Genomic DNA, 14,261 nt, shown 5'->3' on the forward strand with positions numbered 1-14,261 from the left:
GAAAGTCTGATGACAGTTACCGATAAATCTCCCGTCGTCCCTGAAGAGCAAAACGACCGGATCGCGATGTACCGCCACCCGTTGAAACCGCGAACACTCACGGTCACCGCAATACAGCAGCTTGCACCAAAAATGATGCGAATCAGTTTTACCAGCCCCGACCTCTCCGACTTCATTACCGTCGCCCCAGAAGACCACATCAAACTGTTCTTTGACCTCGACGACGCAGGAGAGCCGCTACTCCCCGCCGTAGAAAACGACAGATGGACAGCAGGACAAACATTAACCTACCGCGACTACACCGTCCGTGCTTTTAACCCTGAAACGTTAACAGTGGATGTGGATTTTGTGTTGCACAACCACGGTGTAGCCGGCAGATGGGCAGGCACCGCACGCATAGGCGACAAGCTTGGCGCCTTAGGGCCACGCGGTTCATTCTTCGTTAAAGACGTATTCGACTGGTACCTCCTTGCCGTTGACGAAACAGCACTACCAGCCGCCGCCCGCTGGGTAGAAGAACTCCGACCCGAAGCACACGTGTGGCTTTTCGTTGAAATCGACGAACCCGGCGACGAAATCGAATTCACATCAGCCGCACACCTCACCGTGACATGGCTGTACCGCGGCGGAGAACAAGCCGGTTGCACACACCTACTCGAACAAGCCGTACGCACCTTCGAACGACCAGAAGGAACAGGCTTCACCTGGGTAGCCGGCGAAGCGCTCAGCATCAAACCCCTACGCAGATACCTCAAAAACGATGTTGGCCTCGACCGCGACGACTACGACGTCGATGGCTACTGGCGTCGTGGCACCACAAACCACGACCACCATGGAGATGAAGAGTCCGACTAGTGAAAATATGGTCATGCGTTGGCGTACTTCTTCTACTGATCGGGTTGAGCATCTTCATCGGCTCGCAACCCCTCACAGCAGGAGAAGTATGGCAATCACTTACAGGTGGCGGACCAGCAACAAACGATGCAGTGGTGTGGGGGCTCAGAATCCCCCGCACCCTCATTGCTGTCGTGTGCGGGTGCGCCTTAGGGCTAGCCGGAGCGCTCACCCAAGAACACACCCGAAACGTCCTCGCCGACCCAGGCCTGCTCGGAGTAACCGCCGGAGCATCAGGTGGAGTCGTCGTCGCAATCATGCTGTTCGGGTTCACAACAGCGTCAGAATACGTGTGGTGTGCACTCATCGGGGCACTCATCGCCGCCATACTTGTCCTAGGGATCTCCGCTAAAGTCACAGCATTCGTGCCCGCCACAACAGTGATCCTCACCGGAGCAATCGTCTCCGCACTCCTCGGATCCCTCACCTCCATGGCAGTACTCATCGACAAAAACGTAAGCGAGGTATTTCGCTTTTGGTCCGTAGGCTCCTTAGCCAGCAGAAACTTTGACGTCCTCCTCCACATCCTGCCGCTACTACTCATCGGGCTAACCCTATGGGCCATAAACCTACCCGCAATAGGGCCACTCTCACTCGGAGACATCAACGCCCAAAGCCTCGGCAGAAACGTACGCAAAGACCACTTCATAGGGTTCGCGGCAATCGCCTGCCTCACCGCAGCAGCCACCGCAGCCTGCGGCTCAATCGCATTCCTCGGACTCCTCGCCCCACACCTAGCCCGCGCACTAACCGGACCACACCGAGCCCAAACCGCAATCCTCTCCGGAATATGCGGGGCCGCACTCATGCTCGCCGCAGACATAACCGGGCGAATAGTCCTCCCCCACTCCGAAGTACCCGTAGGGATCATGCTGGCACTCATCGGAGCACCCACCTTCATCATGATTGCGCGAAAGAAAGTGAACGAATGAGTAGCGCCATCCTGCACCGCCGCCAAACACTCCGCACCACAACCACACTCACAGCACTAGCCGCACTCACCAGCGCACTCACCCTCCTCGCACTATGCGCAGGAGACACATGGCTCACACCCAACACCGTCATACAAGCACTACGAGGCGACTCCCCAACACACGCCTACATCGTCACAGAACTCAGAACACCACGAGCCATAAGCGCATTCGTCGCCGGATTCGGCCTAGGAATCTCAGGAGCAATAACCCAAGCCGTCCTACGCAACCCCCTCGCCAGCCCCGACATCATCGGAGTCACAGCAGGAGCCTCCACCGCAGTAGTCGCCGTCGTCGCAGGCGGAACCGGATTCATACTCACAGCCGCAGGCGGCTCAATCGCAGCCACCGCAGTACTCGGCGGACTCATCGCAGCAGTAGCAGTCATCTTCCTCAGCTGGAAAAAAGAACCCAGCCGAAGCAGCCTCAAACCCGGACGCATCGTCATCGTCGGACTAGGCATTAACGCCGCAATGGGATCACTCGCCTACTGGTTTCTCCTACGCGCAGACACCCCAGACCTCACCGCAGCACTCATCTGGCTGTCAGGCAGCCTCAACCAAGCACACCTGTCCGTCACACTGCCGGCGCTCGCCGTTATCCTCGGTGGTACCCTCGTCATCGTCTGTAGCCAACATTGGCTAAAAATCTTACGTTTTGACGAAATCACCATACGATCACTTGGCACACGGCCCGCCCGCGCACAACTCGTCCAACTGGCCATAGCCGTAATAATCGCCTCAGCCGCCACCGCAATCGCTGGCCCTATCGCTTTCGTCGCATTCGTATCACCCCACATTGCGGTGCGCCTCAGTCGCGGCGAAAACACCCACCCCATAGCCGCTGCACTCGTCGGCTCCGCACTTGTCCTTGCCGCAGACATTGCCGCACGAGAAGCATTCCCCGTCAACCTGCCTGTAGGACTCGTCACCGCACTGTGCGGCGCACCATTCCTCTTATGGATACTGACCCGAAAGAAAACATGAGGATCTACCAACTTGACACCACCGACATACCCGACGACACCGTACAGTTGTGCCACGCTTGGCTCAACCAGCAAGAACGCACACAAGCCAACACATACGTGCATCCCATGCACGCACGCGAATACATCATTGCTCACGGTTTTGTGCGCACTGCAATAGCCGACTACACCAACCAAAACCCTGCAACAGTGCCCATCACAAAAGACCCCTGCACTGCCTGCAGGAAACCACACGGACGCCCCCGCACGCTCGGCGCACACGTTTCATGGACCCACACCAACAACCTTGTTCTCGTTGCTGTAGCAGACCATCCCGTTGGCATTGACGCAGAGCACATCACGGGCACCATCACCGACATAATCACGGCGTTACACCCCACAGAACAAGCTGAAATAGCTGCATACCCCCACCAAAAAATACAACGAGCCGCACAAGCGTGGGTGCGCAAAGAAGCGCACCTCAAACTCTTAGGAGTTGGACTCAACCGCGACCCGTCTCTCGACTACGTCGGAACAGGACACAAAAAACCGTCATGGATCCACGACCTCTACGTGCCCAGTGGGTATGCTGCTGCGCTTGCCGTGCCTGCTGAAAAGACGTTTGAAAACGGTGTTTCCGTGGATCGTCGTGCAGATAGTGCGACGTTTTTAAAGTAGTCAAGAGAGGCTAACGAGACTAATTACTTTATTCGATTAACTTATCGAGACGAGTTGGGCCCAAGGTCCCAAAACAGAACAGTCCAGACGGTACAGAAAAGTTTTGGTATGCCAAACAAGGGTCTTAAGCCTGTCCCCCACACTCGCCTCTCGATAGCCTGACACTAATAGCGATCACACGATCACTTCGGGTACAAAGACGTCCCCCACCCCCACCGGCACACCACCACACACCGCCAGTAAAGCCGGTTACTGCACCACTTGAAGAGGAGTGAACATGTCTATTCAAAAAATTCGCGCAATCCAATACGGATGCGGAAAAATGAGCGTCTACACCATGCGATTCATGCTCGAAAAAGGCATCGACATCGTCGGCGCCTTTGACGTAGACCCTCGAATAGTAGGTAAAGACATATCCGTTGTCATCGGCGGCCCAGAAATCGGCGTCATCATCCAACCACCAGCCGACGTCGAAGACTTCCTCACCGAACACAAACCAGACGTGTGCGTCGTAACAACCATGAGCACACTGGCAGACATCGAAGAAATATTCACAATCTGCGCGCGCACCGGAGTAAACGCAATCAGCACCGCAGAAGAAGCAATCTACCCCTGGAACTCCTCACCGCACATCACCGAAAAACTCGATGCACTCGCCAAAGAAAACAACTGCACCCTCGCAGGATCAGGCTACCCAGACATGTACTGGGGTGTTCTCGTCTCCACCCTCGCAGGTTCCATGCACAACATAACCAAAATTAAAGGAACCTCAAGCTACAACGTAGAAGACTACGGAATCGCCCTAGCCAAAGGCCACGGAGCAGGCCTCACCATCGAAGAATTCAACAACGAAGTCGGCGTATTCAACGACCTCAACTCCGACGAAATCGCAGCAAAAATCATCGGCGGCGACATTGACCCAAGCTACATGTGGAACCAAAACGGTTGGCTCTGCTCACACCTCGGCCTCACCCCAATCTCACAAGTACAAAAATGCATCCCGATGACCTACGAGACAGACCTCGAATCATCAACACTCGACATGACCATCAAAGCCGGAGACGCCACCGGAATGTCAGCAGTCGTCATCACCGAAACAGCAGAAGGCGTCACCCTCGAAACCCAATGCATCGGCAAGGTATACGCACCCGACGAATACGACCGAAACGAATGGACATTCGAAGGCGAACCAAACGTCACCATAAAAGTCGACCAGCCTGACACCGTCCGACTCACCTGCTCCACCCTCGTCAACAGAATCCCAGCACTCATCTCAGCGCAAGCAGGATACGTCTCCACCGACAAACTCCCCAACTCCCGCTACCTCGCCACATCCATCGAAAATTATGTGAACTAACACCGTAACCACATAAACGGGTACCGCTCGATATTGAGCGGTACCCGTTTGCTATGCACCAAAAATTTGATTAACAGGTAACCACATGTTGTATTGGTGAAAGGACTAAGGAAGTGACAACGATGAGGCAGACCCCCGTCTACTACTATTCATCCAAATCTGGCATGGTGAAACAATTCGCAAACAACCTCAACCGGCCAGTATTTGACCTATCAGAACGTGACATACGCACCTCTGTACCAGACGGCCCCTGGGTTCTACTCACACCCTCATACAAAACCGGAAACGTCGACAACGACACCATCCCCGAGCCAGTAAAACGCTTCCTGAAAAACCCTGAAACTCGTCGCAAAATGGTTGGCGTCATGGGATCCGGAAACAGAAACTTTGGTGCACACTACCAAGCCGCAGCCCGCCAAATAGCGCACATATCTGGTCGGCCAGTACTCTTCGAATTCGAACTACAAGGTACACAATGGGATGTAGAAGATGCCCAAAACATCCTGAACGACCTCGACCACGAACTTCAGCGCGCACACAAGGAATGAACCATGGCTGATCAGCCACCAGAAAGTACCGAAACACACGAACATCCCCTCAAAAGAGGCATGAGCTCACGCCACCTCACCATGATCGCAATTGGTGGCGCAATCGGTACTGGACTATTCGTCGCCTCCGGTGGAACCATCGCACAAGCAGGACCAGGCGGGGCACTCGTCGCCTACGCAGTCATCGGTTTCATGGTTTTCCTACTCATGCAGTCACTCGGAGAAATGGCAACCTACCTGCCCGTGCCAGGTGCATTCTCCGAATATGCAACCCGATTCATCAGCCCATCATTCGGGTTCGCCACAGGATGGAACTACTGGTTCAACTGGTCCATCACTGTAGCCGCAGAACTCGTCGCCGCAGCGATCATCATGACCTACTGGGCGCCAGGCGTCCCTGCTTGGGTGTGGTCTGCCGCATTCCTTGCCCTTCTTATTGCGCTCAACCTGCTTGGCTCTAAAGGATTTGGAGAATCCGAATTTTGGTTTGCCCTCATAAAAGTTATTGCGGTTGTTGTTTTCTTGCTTTTAGGTGTCCTCATGATTTTTGGGCTACTGGGAGGAAACTCACCAGGGCTTTCAAACTGGACTATCGACGACGCCCCATTCCCCGGCGGCATGAGCGCCGTCGTAGCCGTATTTATGATCGCTGGGTTCTCCTTCCAAGGAACAGAACTCGTTGGAGTTGCAGCAGGCGAATCAAAAAACCCAGAAAAAGACGTGCCGCGCTCAATTCGATCGATCTTTATGCGCATCATGCTGTTTTACATCGGTGCGATCATCATCATTGCATTCCTCATCCCGTACACCGACCCACGACTCCTCAACACAGACGTCGAAAACATTTCCGTTTCACCGTTCACCCTGATCTTTGAAAATGCTGGTGTTCTCGGTGCCGCAACACTCATGAATGCGGTCATCTTGACGTCAATTTTGTCGGCAGGAAACTCTGGCCTATACGCCTCCACACGAATGCTCTATGCACTAGCGCAAGACGGAAAAGCCCCCAAAGTGTTCCGTTATGTCAACAAGCGAGGTGTACCTCTTGCCGCTCTCGCAGCTACAGCATCCATTGGTGGTTTCGCTTTCCTCACGTCACTCATTGGAAACGGCGGCGCATACATTTGGTTGGTTAACGTTTCAGGGCTTTCTGGCTTTATTGTGTGGATGGGTATCGCCTGGTCACATTACAACTTCCGAAAAGCGTATCTCGCACAAGGCAAAGACCTCGCAGACCTCACATTTAAAGCCCGCTGGTTCCCGCTCGGCCCCATCGTTGCCCTCATCATGTGCGCAATTGTGATTATCGGACAGAACTATCAAGCACTCTTTGGCAGCGGACGATTCGTCGAAATTTTGTCTTCATACATTGGGATTCCAATATTTTTAGCAGTGTGGTTCGGTCACAAACTCGTGACAAAATCTAAGGCTGTCAACCCGATGGAAGCAGACCTTAGCCGCCCAACTCTGTAAGCTGACCCGATGAGAAGCCATGTTCTTCCTCATGAGACGATAGAAGATGGTCACATGAGGGAGATTCCGTGCCTGTAGAACGCCAAAGCCCACACTTCATTGAACGGCATCACTACGGTGAAGCACACAGCATCGAAGAATTCACACAGAACCTATCTGTAGTGAACGACCGGATACGCGCTGCCGCACAACGCGCAGGTAGGCCTGCTCAAGACGTTCGTCTGCTGCCAGTAAGCAAAACAGTAAATACTGACCGACTGCGTAACGCTTATGCGGCGGGAATCAGAACTTTTGCAGAAAACAAAGCTCAAGAGGTGCAGCGGAAAAGTGCAGAGCTCAGTGACCTAGACGTGTCGTGGGCAGTTATCGGTCACCTGCAAACAAATAAAGCGAAAATTGTTGCCGAGCAGGCGCACGAATTCCATGCTTTAGATTCTCTGAAACTCGCAGAAACATTAGACCGTAGGTTACAAACAGCAGGACGCGGTTTAGATGTACTGGTGCAAGTCAATACGTCAGGAGAAACCCAAAAATCGGGAATTTCTCCTCATGAACTTGCAACTTTCCTGCACGCAATGCCGCAATTTTCGGCACTTAATGTGGTTGGGCTCATGACGATGGCTTTATTTAGCGCGCAAGAATCTGAAGTGCGTTCATGCTTCCGCACTCTAAGAGAAACCCGCGATCAGGTTCGTCAGAACCTTCCTGACGGCGTTCGGTTAGATGAACTTTCTATGGGAATGTCAGGAGACTTCGAACTCGCGATTGAGGAAGGCTCAACCGTGGTTCGAGTGGGGCAAGCCATTTTTGGGTCACGTACGCTACCTGCATAAACGAAAACCACTCATCCACAAAGTGGAAAACATGCTGTGGAAAACACGCAGCCCAGACACCTCATAAATGAGGTGTCTGGGCTGGCAAACTTTTATGCCGAAGACTGGGCAGAGCACACTGTGTTGAGGTTTTCTCCAGATTCTGCAAGAGATTCACTTTGAGCTCCGATTTTTTCGGTAAATTCGGTGAATTCCGCAAAGGACTTTTCATCCTCAATTGAGAGTGCTTCAAGATCGAAGTCAGCAGACAGTTTAGAGAATTCATTTAATTCTGTGGTGAAGCCGGTAAGTTCTTCACTAACTTCCTCATGGGAGACCTTCTTTGAAAGTTCATTAAGCTTAACCACAATTGGATCAAGCACCTCAGATAACTTTTTTTCACCTGAGGAAATTTCCTCCTTCATCGAGTCCATATCAGCTTCGATAGTTTTAAATTCTGTGGAAACAATGTCGCATGCTTCATCTTTGCTTTGGCCGCTTTCGTCGCTGCTGCACGCAGAGAGAACAAAAACTAAACCGGCAGCGCAGGCAAGGCTACCGAAACGAACAGTGGCTTTCTTCACGTAGATGTTCCTCTTGCAGGAGTCGATGTCAGGCGTTCATGTCGTGCTCAAGAGTCTCAATAGATACTCATAGATAAGGGTAGTGAACATTCATTAATAAAATATTCGCTGGTCATGGGGATGAGTTCCCCTACCTTATGAGCGCGACACGAACCCGCACAAAGCAATAAAAACACGGAAATAACTCCCCAAAGAGTTATATCGCGGTAACAACTTTCCAAAAAAAACCATCAAGATCTTGAAAGAAACCACAATATTCGTTTGCAGTAGTAATTTGAGCTTCGTGCACTATTTTTCCGCCATTTTCACGGGCCGTAGACATGAACGCATCAAGATCTTCTTTCGACGCAGCATTATGTAACAAAACCACGCCAGAAAAACCACTCCCATCTGCAAGAACGCCCGCATCACGAGCAAGCCCCTGAACTGGTAAAAGCCCTAACCGCAAAGATCCAGACTGAACGGTAAAGTCAACAAACTTATTGCCATAGTCATGATCGGGGATCATACCGAGATTCTCATAAAAGCTTTTCCCGCTACTTGGTTGTGCTACCCCCCCCCCCGCATAAAACCCGATCTCAAGAGGAGCGAAACTACCCTCAACAGGATGAGACCCATTCTTTTTGGAAGCAGCAACAATCTTCCACACATGATCATCAGGAGCGCGAAAAACAGTCGCAAATTCGCCAAAAAAAACGTTTCTTAGGCTCAGAAATGACAGTAGCGCCGTGCTCAACCGCAGACTCTAAAAGTTCAAGTACCTCATACGGGTGCTGCACGATTATTGACAACACAAACCCGCGAAAGCCTGAAGACTGTGCGGGAACACCAACAGAATCAGCTAAATGATCAAAAGCATCAAAAACGAGATGGCCTGCGCCATGCAACTCTACGCTGCGCCCAAAAACGGTTTTATCTTCATCGATCCGGAAAGCTGATGTGTAAAAGTCGTAGGCCGTTTGAGTGTTCGGTACTCCTAAGACCACGGCATCAATTGTGAGTGACATACGCGTGCACCTTCTTGGAATGGAGGAAGCCCTACATACCACGCTACTCTTACAGGCTTATATGTGCTTTGTGGCGAAACGATGATGTGCAAACATAAGGCATGGCACTTGATTTAGAGAAAATCTATATTGATCTGCACCGTCACCCAGAACTTTCTTTTCAAGAACACCGTACAGCTAGCATCGTCGCTGGTTATTTACAGGAGTTAGGTTTTGAGGTGTATACAGGCGTCGGGCAGACCGGCGTTGTCGGGGTTTTAGCGCAAGGCCCAGGTCCTGTAGTCATGTTGAGAGCAGACATGGACGGCTTGCCAGTAGCAGAAGAAACAGGTCTCCCCTACGCCAGTATTGCGACAGCGCATGACACTGCAGGAAAAGAAGTTCCTGTTATGCATGCCTGTGGTCACGACATGCATATGACAGCTTTGCTTGGCGCCTGCGAACAACTTGCAGCGACTATCGACGAATGGAGCGGTACGCTCATCGCTGTTTTTCAACCTGCTGAAGAAGGCGGTGGGGGCGCACAAGTCATGATCGATGAGGGACTCTACGATATTGTTCCCGCGCCAGATGTTGTTTTAGGGCAGCATGTTTCCCCAATTCCGGCTGGAACTTTTGCGCTTCACCCAGGCGTGACGATGGCTTCGTCGGATTCGATAGATATAACGTTGTTTGGTGTTGGTGGGCATGGGGCACGGCCTGAAACTACGGTTGATCCAGTCATGATGGCTGCTTCATTGGCGATTCGTTTGCAACAAATAGTGTCGCGCGAAATCGGTATTAACGAGCAGGCGGTTGTCACTATTGGGCAAATCCATGCGGGCACAAAAAACAATATTATTCCTGATCGTGCGACTCTTGGTGTGAGTGTACGAGCGTTTAATGCGAGTGTCCGTACTCGTGTTATCGGGGCAATTGAACGTATTGCCAATGCTGAGGCTGAAGCAGCCGGTGCACCTCGTCCTCCAGAAATTTTGTATAGAAGTTCGTACCCGTTAACAGTGAATAATGTTGAAGCGAGTGAGCGGACCGTGCGCGCGCTGGCGCAGGAGTTTGGTGAGCAACAAGTTTCTGATTATGGTGCAGCGTCTGGAAGCGAAGATGTCGGTGTTTTAGCAGATAGTGTTGGTGCTCCCCTCGTGTATTGGTTCTTTGGGGGCGCAGATCCTAAAGATTTTGTGGGCGCAGTTTTCTCTCAAAGTGTTCCGACAGATATGCCGTCTAATCACTCCCCTTTCTATGCGCCTGTAATTCAACCAACTATTACTGCTGGAGTGACAGCTTTAGTGGTTGCCGCTAGAGAATGGCTAGGACAGTAACGTTTTATACTTTTTACGTGTTTTAGGATGATTGGGTGAGAAGAGAGGGTAGAACTCCCCTATATTTTTAGCGCTGTGGAGGGGCTGTGCGGGGTTTAATCCCTTGTCAGCGGGCAAAACGCCCCTTATTCTGCAAAGGCAATGTGTATTATTTTCGCGATTTAGCCGATTTTACGGTTTCATAAATTCCGCGAGGTATAGGTGTGCACATTGATCCCTTCCCTCCAGAAAAGGAACACGCCGATGCGTTCCGTGTATCACGCACGTACTAGTCGAAAAGTAGCCGCGCTAGCTACAGCCTTTGTTGTTGCTTCAGCTACAGCTTTTGCAGCACCAGCAACAGCTGTAAAAGATGCAGAGCCAGGCACCGACGTGAAAGTCACCAAAAGTGCAAACCGAGACACCGTCTCAAAGCCAGGTGACGTTATTAGTTACACCGTTACCGTTGAGCGTCCTGCCGGAAGCGAAACGACAATCTTCGCTCTTGAAGACGACCTGTATGAAGTCGCTGATGACATTAAGCCTCTTACAGAAAAAGACGTCCGCGTCTCTGGTGCCGAGCCAGACTACGACATTTTCTACGAAGATGACGTCCTCACCTTTGCGGGTGTCTTTGGCGGTGGAAACACTGTCACATTGAAATACGATGTAGTTTACTCAGGCAAAGGCGACAAAAAACTCTATAGCGTTGCCGAGGCTGTTATCGTCGAATTTCCTGACGAATACTGGGAAGTGCAAGAAGACCCGAATGAGCCTTCTTCAACTGAGAGCCCAACCTCTGAACCTTCCGTAGAAGCCACTGAAGAACCTGTTCCAGCTCCAAAAGAATCTGCACCAGTTGAACCACTTTCAACAGAGCCAAGCGAAGAAGCCGCACCAGAGGCCAGCGTAGAAACTCCTGCTGAAGAAGTAACCGAAGCACCTAAAGAAGAATCGTCAGAAACTTCAGCTGAGGAAACTACACAAGAAGGAACCACTACTAAAACTTCTGCTCCAGAGCCTGCAACAGAAACTGCAGCACCTGCCCCAGCAGTTGAAGAAGAAGCAGCAGTTGAAACTGCCCCTAAAGCAGAGCCAACTACAGATTCACGCAAAGACGAACCTAAAGCTGAAAAAGCCAAAACTGTAGAACCACAAAAGCCTCTCCAGGCGGAGGAGCCAGAAGCTGTTCTAAAGGCGATGGAAGACGACGTTCAACAATTGAATCAGTCATACATTGACCAGTTCGTTGCTTTTGCCGAATTTGAAGGGCTAGCTTACGCCTACTCAGGTGCAGAGTCACTCGTTGAGTACGTTAAAGAAGGCCAAGCAGGTAAACCAGCACCAGAAAAGCCAGAAGAAACAACTAAACCTGTTGTTGCAGAAGGCGACGACGTGCAGCCAACAAGCTCCGGCACTCAAGGACAGCTTGCTGAAACCGGTGCGTCAGGTGTTGTCATTGCGTCAATCATTGCAGGAGTTGTCCTCGCGATTGGTGGAGTGTTCGTTGCTCTAGCAGCACGTAACCGTAAGCGTGCTCTCACAGCAGAAAACATCTAATCTAAGCGTTTTCTGAACGGGCTGGATCATTTCTGTAATGATCCAGCCCGTTTTTATGCCTGTGTAGTGTGTGAATATCCGCGAATAACAAGCGCCAGCGAACCAGCGCAGAGCAGAGCAGCTCCGGCAAGAGAAGCCGCATACGGTGCTAAGGGTAGGAGCGCGGCAATAACTGTTGGCAAAAGGAAACCCGTGTATGACAGCGAGTAATACAAGCCAGTTAAACCAGCGATTTCGTGTGGAGAAGCAATACTTTGCACATGCATGAGTCCTGCAACCATGCACACGCCATAAGCCGTACCTAAAGTTATGCTCACACCTACCCCAATAAGAGGGTCTGCGGTGAGCGCGGCAGCGACAGCACCACACATGCCAACAACCAAGAAAACAAGGCCGACAACAAGCGCACGCCCTCCAGTGAGGCGATTAAGACGAGGCACAAATGGTTGTACAGCGGCGCCAACACCCAGCGTGAGAATAGTTAAAGCAGCCGCATAAATCGTCGAGAAGTCACCAAGTTTGGGAGCTACAACAGCCGGAACAACAGCGTATGCGACAGCAGCCGCACCGAATATCCATGGTGCTGCAGGAGCCACCACGCGAAGAAATGTTGTGTGCCGGGCAGACGGTGCGCGAAGATCACGCCACCATGATGTGGTTTTCCGGCTTTCAGGTTTGAGGGTTTCAGGGGCACGGAGAAGCAGCAGAATGGAAATCACACTTAACGCAATGTGTACGAGATAAGGCAATACTGCTGGCAGTGGCGCCCATTGAGCTAAAGCGCCGGTTACGCCAGCGCCGATACCAAAGCCAAGAGTGATAGTTAACGCTGGTCGTCGGGCACCAGCGGAAACTTGTGCGCGAAGGTCATAAGGGGCGGAAGAAAGTTCTTTCATCCAGCTTGTTCCGACAGACATGGCAACACCGACACCTATGCCAGCTAGAGCCCGCCCAACGCATAAAACCCAGAAGGTGTGTAACCCGAAAGCGAGGCTTAAACTTCCCACTACAGCAAGCACAATCCCAAACATCATGACGGGCTTTCGGCCATAACGGTCGCATAGAGCGGCAGCGATGAGGAGTCCTGGAATGAGGCCAGCAACGTATGTGCCTAGGAGGAAGTTTGCTTGCCACGGAGCATAGTTGCCAAGGGCCTCATAGACGCGTAGCAGTGGAGTGAAGTGGTTGCCGCCCCACGCAAGAAGGAACATGGCAGGTGCTAAATAAAGCCAAAAGCGTGGTTGTTTTTTGGTTCCCTTAACTGAACTTTTTGAGATTTTGTTGGAATGTGTGCCAACAACAGAGGTTTTAGGCCGTGCGGCGAGTGTGGGGGTTGTCATCGGATACTGCTTTCACGAGGAAAGTGTGCCTCGTAGATGTGTTGTCGTGTGAGAGCTGCGAAGGCTTCTACGTCTGCGGTTTGTGCACATGCGGCGAGCTGCTCATGTTCAGTGAAGTACTTGTCCATGAGGTGCGGGTTTGTGATAGCTGCGTGGTGGGTGAGTCGGGCAAGCCGTGGCCCAAGGTTCGCGAGAAGCTGCATGACGATAGTGTTTTTTCCGCTGTAAATAAGACGCGCATGAAAGGCGTAATCTGTTGCGGCAAAAGAAAGTGCGTCACGTGTTTTGAGGAAGGTACGCTGCTGGTCTAAGAGCGTGTGCAGGTCTGCGCTGAGGGTTGGGTCCGTGTGTGGCGCGGCGGAAAAGTGTGTCACTGCATCTATTTCGAACATGGTGCGTACTGCGCTGAGGTCGGTTATTTCTGCCACCGATAAGGTTGTTACGTGGGCACCTTTTTTGGGCATGAGTTGCACGAGACCCCAGCGTTCAAGTTGAAGCATTGCTTCGCGGGCGGGGGTTCGGCTTGCTTGAAAGGTGCTAGCAAGTTCAACTTCAGTAAGGAATGACCCTGGGGGTTGTGTTTGTTCGACGATGGCTTGCGCGGTGCGTGCTGCGATGTGTTGTGCGATGGGTAAGTCGTGCGTGTTGTTTTCCCAAGGAAGTCGCGGCAGCATGTTCATACTGCAATACTACAACTCATGCATACGTTGATGCATGCATCTGAAGTGTGATGTGTGTGAGCACGGAAATGACCAGCAGAAACACAAAGAAAAAT

General features: G+C 51.8%; 15 protein-coding genes. 10 read left to right on the forward strand and 5 right to left on the reverse strand.

Annotated features, from left to right (window positions below):
• Window positions 1–9 precede the first annotated feature (9 nt).
• The 8 genes from ACR9EC_RS09205 (at window position 10) to ACR9EC_RS09240 (ending at window position 7,718) form a co-directional block, all read left to right on the forward strand.
• Window positions 10–855, forward strand: a complete 846-nt coding sequence (locus ACR9EC_RS09205; RefSeq protein ID WP_435298933.1) for a siderophore-interacting protein — start codon at window positions 10–12, stop codon at window positions 853–855.
• Complete coding sequence (locus tag ACR9EC_RS09210) at window positions 855–1,826, forward strand: FecCD family ABC transporter permease (protein ID WP_435298934.1); 972 nt, start codon at window positions 855–857, stop codon at window positions 1,824–1,826. The genes ACR9EC_RS09205 and ACR9EC_RS09210 overlap by 1 nt, the downstream gene beginning before the upstream one ends.
• A complete protein-coding gene (locus tag ACR9EC_RS09215) occupies window positions 1,823–2,851 on the forward strand; it encodes a FecCD family ABC transporter permease (protein WP_435298935.1) in 1,029 nt (342 codons plus the stop codon). The genes ACR9EC_RS09210 and ACR9EC_RS09215 overlap by 4 nt, the downstream gene beginning before the upstream one ends.
• Window positions 2,824–3,507: a 4'-phosphopantetheinyl transferase family protein gene (locus ACR9EC_RS09220; RefSeq protein ID WP_435298936.1), complete on the forward strand. Its 684-nt coding sequence runs from the start codon at window positions 2,824–2,826 to the stop codon at window positions 3,505–3,507. The genes ACR9EC_RS09215 and ACR9EC_RS09220 overlap by 28 nt, the downstream gene beginning before the upstream one ends.
• 277 nt (window positions 3,508–3,784) lie before the next feature.
• Complete coding sequence (locus ACR9EC_RS09225) at window positions 3,785–4,864, forward strand: NAD(P)H-dependent amine dehydrogenase family protein (RefSeq protein WP_435298937.1); 1,080 nt, start codon at window positions 3,785–3,787, stop codon at window positions 4,862–4,864.
• Window positions 4,865–4,986: 122 nt separating this feature from the next.
• Window positions 4,987–5,412: a class Ib ribonucleoside-diphosphate reductase assembly flavoprotein NrdI gene (gene nrdI, locus ACR9EC_RS09230; RefSeq protein WP_435298938.1), complete on the forward strand. Its 426-nt coding sequence runs from the start codon at window positions 4,987–4,989 to the stop codon at window positions 5,410–5,412.
• A gap of 3 nt (window positions 5,413–5,415) precedes the next feature.
• The gene (locus ACR9EC_RS09235) at window positions 5,416–6,885 is read left to right on the forward strand and encodes an amino acid permease (RefSeq protein WP_435298939.1); all 1,470 of its coding nucleotides are present in this window, start codon (window positions 5,416–5,418) and stop codon (window positions 6,883–6,885) included.
• Between the two features lie 68 nt (window positions 6,886–6,953).
• Window positions 6,954–7,718 carry a YggS family pyridoxal phosphate-dependent enzyme gene (locus tag ACR9EC_RS09240; RefSeq protein ID WP_435298940.1) on the forward strand — a complete coding sequence of 255 codons (765 nt, stop codon included), beginning with the start codon at window positions 6,954–6,956 and terminating at the stop codon, window positions 7,716–7,718.
• Between the two features lie 92 nt (window positions 7,719–7,810).
• On the opposite strand, the gene ACR9EC_RS09245 is transcribed toward ACR9EC_RS09240, so the two are convergent.
• The 3 genes from ACR9EC_RS09245 to ACR9EC_RS09255 form a co-directional block, all read right to left on the reverse strand.
• Complete coding sequence (locus ACR9EC_RS09245; RefSeq protein WP_435298941.1) at window positions 7,811–8,281, reverse strand: hypothetical protein; 471 nt, start codon at window positions 8,279–8,281, stop codon at window positions 7,811–7,813.
• A gap of 196 nt (window positions 8,282–8,477) precedes the next feature.
• Window positions 8,478–8,930 carry a VOC family protein gene (locus ACR9EC_RS09250; protein ID WP_435298942.1) on the reverse strand — a complete coding sequence of 151 codons (453 nt, stop codon included), beginning with the start codon at window positions 8,928–8,930 and terminating at the stop codon, window positions 8,478–8,480.
• Window positions 8,931–8,937: 7 nt separating this feature from the next.
• Complete coding sequence (locus tag ACR9EC_RS09255) at window positions 8,938–9,288, reverse strand: hypothetical protein (RefSeq protein ID WP_435298943.1); 351 nt, start codon at window positions 9,286–9,288, stop codon at window positions 8,938–8,940.
• A 101-nt stretch (window positions 9,289–9,389) separates the two neighbouring features.
• Between ACR9EC_RS09255 and ACR9EC_RS09260 the strand changes: the two genes are divergently transcribed.
• Window positions 9,390–10,607 (forward strand): amidohydrolase, encoded by a 1,218-nt coding sequence (locus ACR9EC_RS09260; protein ID WP_435298944.1) that lies wholly within the window; start codon window positions 9,390–9,392, stop codon window positions 10,605–10,607.
• 243 nt (window positions 10,608–10,850) lie between these two features.
• Window positions 10,851–12,146: a hypothetical protein gene (locus ACR9EC_RS09265; protein WP_435298945.1), complete on the forward strand. Its 1,296-nt coding sequence runs from the start codon at window positions 10,851–10,853 to the stop codon at window positions 12,144–12,146.
• 53 nt (window positions 12,147–12,199) lie between these two features.
• On the opposite strand, the gene ACR9EC_RS09270 is transcribed toward ACR9EC_RS09265, so the two are convergent.
• Together ACR9EC_RS09270 and ACR9EC_RS09275 are read right to left on the reverse strand one after the other, a co-directional pair.
• Window positions 12,200–13,486, reverse strand: a complete 1,287-nt coding sequence (locus tag ACR9EC_RS09270; RefSeq protein ID WP_435298946.1) for an MFS transporter — start codon at window positions 13,484–13,486, stop codon at window positions 12,200–12,202.
• Window positions 13,483–14,166: a GntR family transcriptional regulator gene (locus ACR9EC_RS09275; RefSeq protein WP_435298947.1), complete on the reverse strand. Its 684-nt coding sequence runs from the start codon at window positions 14,164–14,166 to the stop codon at window positions 13,483–13,485. Before ACR9EC_RS09275 ends, ACR9EC_RS09270 begins: the two co-directional genes overlap by 4 nt.
• Between the last annotated feature and the right edge of the window lie 95 nt (window positions 14,167–14,261).

Source organism: Timonella sp. A28, assembly GCF_051200815.1.
GTDB lineage: Bacteria > Actinomycetota > Actinomycetes > Actinomycetales > Cellulomonadaceae > Timonella.

Coding starts and splice junctions, on each gene's coding strand:
- ACR9EC_RS09225 (WP_435298937.1), top strand. CDS start 3,785: ATGTCTATTCAAAAAATTCGCGCAATCCAATACGGATGCGGAAAAATG.
- ACR9EC_RS09205 (WP_435298933.1), top strand. CDS start 10: ATGACAGTTACCGATAAATCTCCCGTCGTCCCTGAAGAGCAAAACGAC.
- ACR9EC_RS09235 (WP_435298939.1), top strand. CDS start 5,416: ATGGCTGATCAGCCACCAGAAAGTACCGAAACACACGAACATCCCCTC.
- ACR9EC_RS09265 (WP_435298945.1), top strand. CDS start 10,851: ATGCGTTCCGTGTATCACGCACGTACTAGTCGAAAAGTAGCCGCGCTA.
- ACR9EC_RS09215 (WP_435298935.1), top strand. CDS start 1,823: ATGAGTAGCGCCATCCTGCACCGCCGCCAAACACTCCGCACCACAACC.
- ACR9EC_RS09270 (WP_435298946.1), bottom strand. CDS start 13,486: ATGACAACCCCCACACTCGCCGCACGGCCTAAAACCTCTGTTGTTGGC.
- ACR9EC_RS09255 (WP_435298943.1), bottom strand. CDS start 9,288: ATGTCACTCACAATTGATGCCGTGGTCTTAGGAGTACCGAACACTCAA.
- nrdI (WP_435298938.1), top strand. CDS start 4,987: ATGAGGCAGACCCCCGTCTACTACTATTCATCCAAATCTGGCATGGTG.
- ACR9EC_RS09220 (WP_435298936.1), top strand. CDS start 2,824: ATGGATACTGACCCGAAAGAAAACATGAGGATCTACCAACTTGACACC.
- ACR9EC_RS09260 (WP_435298944.1), top strand. CDS start 9,390: ATGGCACTTGATTTAGAGAAAATCTATATTGATCTGCACCGTCACCCA.
- ACR9EC_RS09275 (WP_435298947.1), bottom strand. CDS start 14,166: ATGAACATGCTGCCGCGACTTCCTTGGGAAAACAACACGCACGACTTA.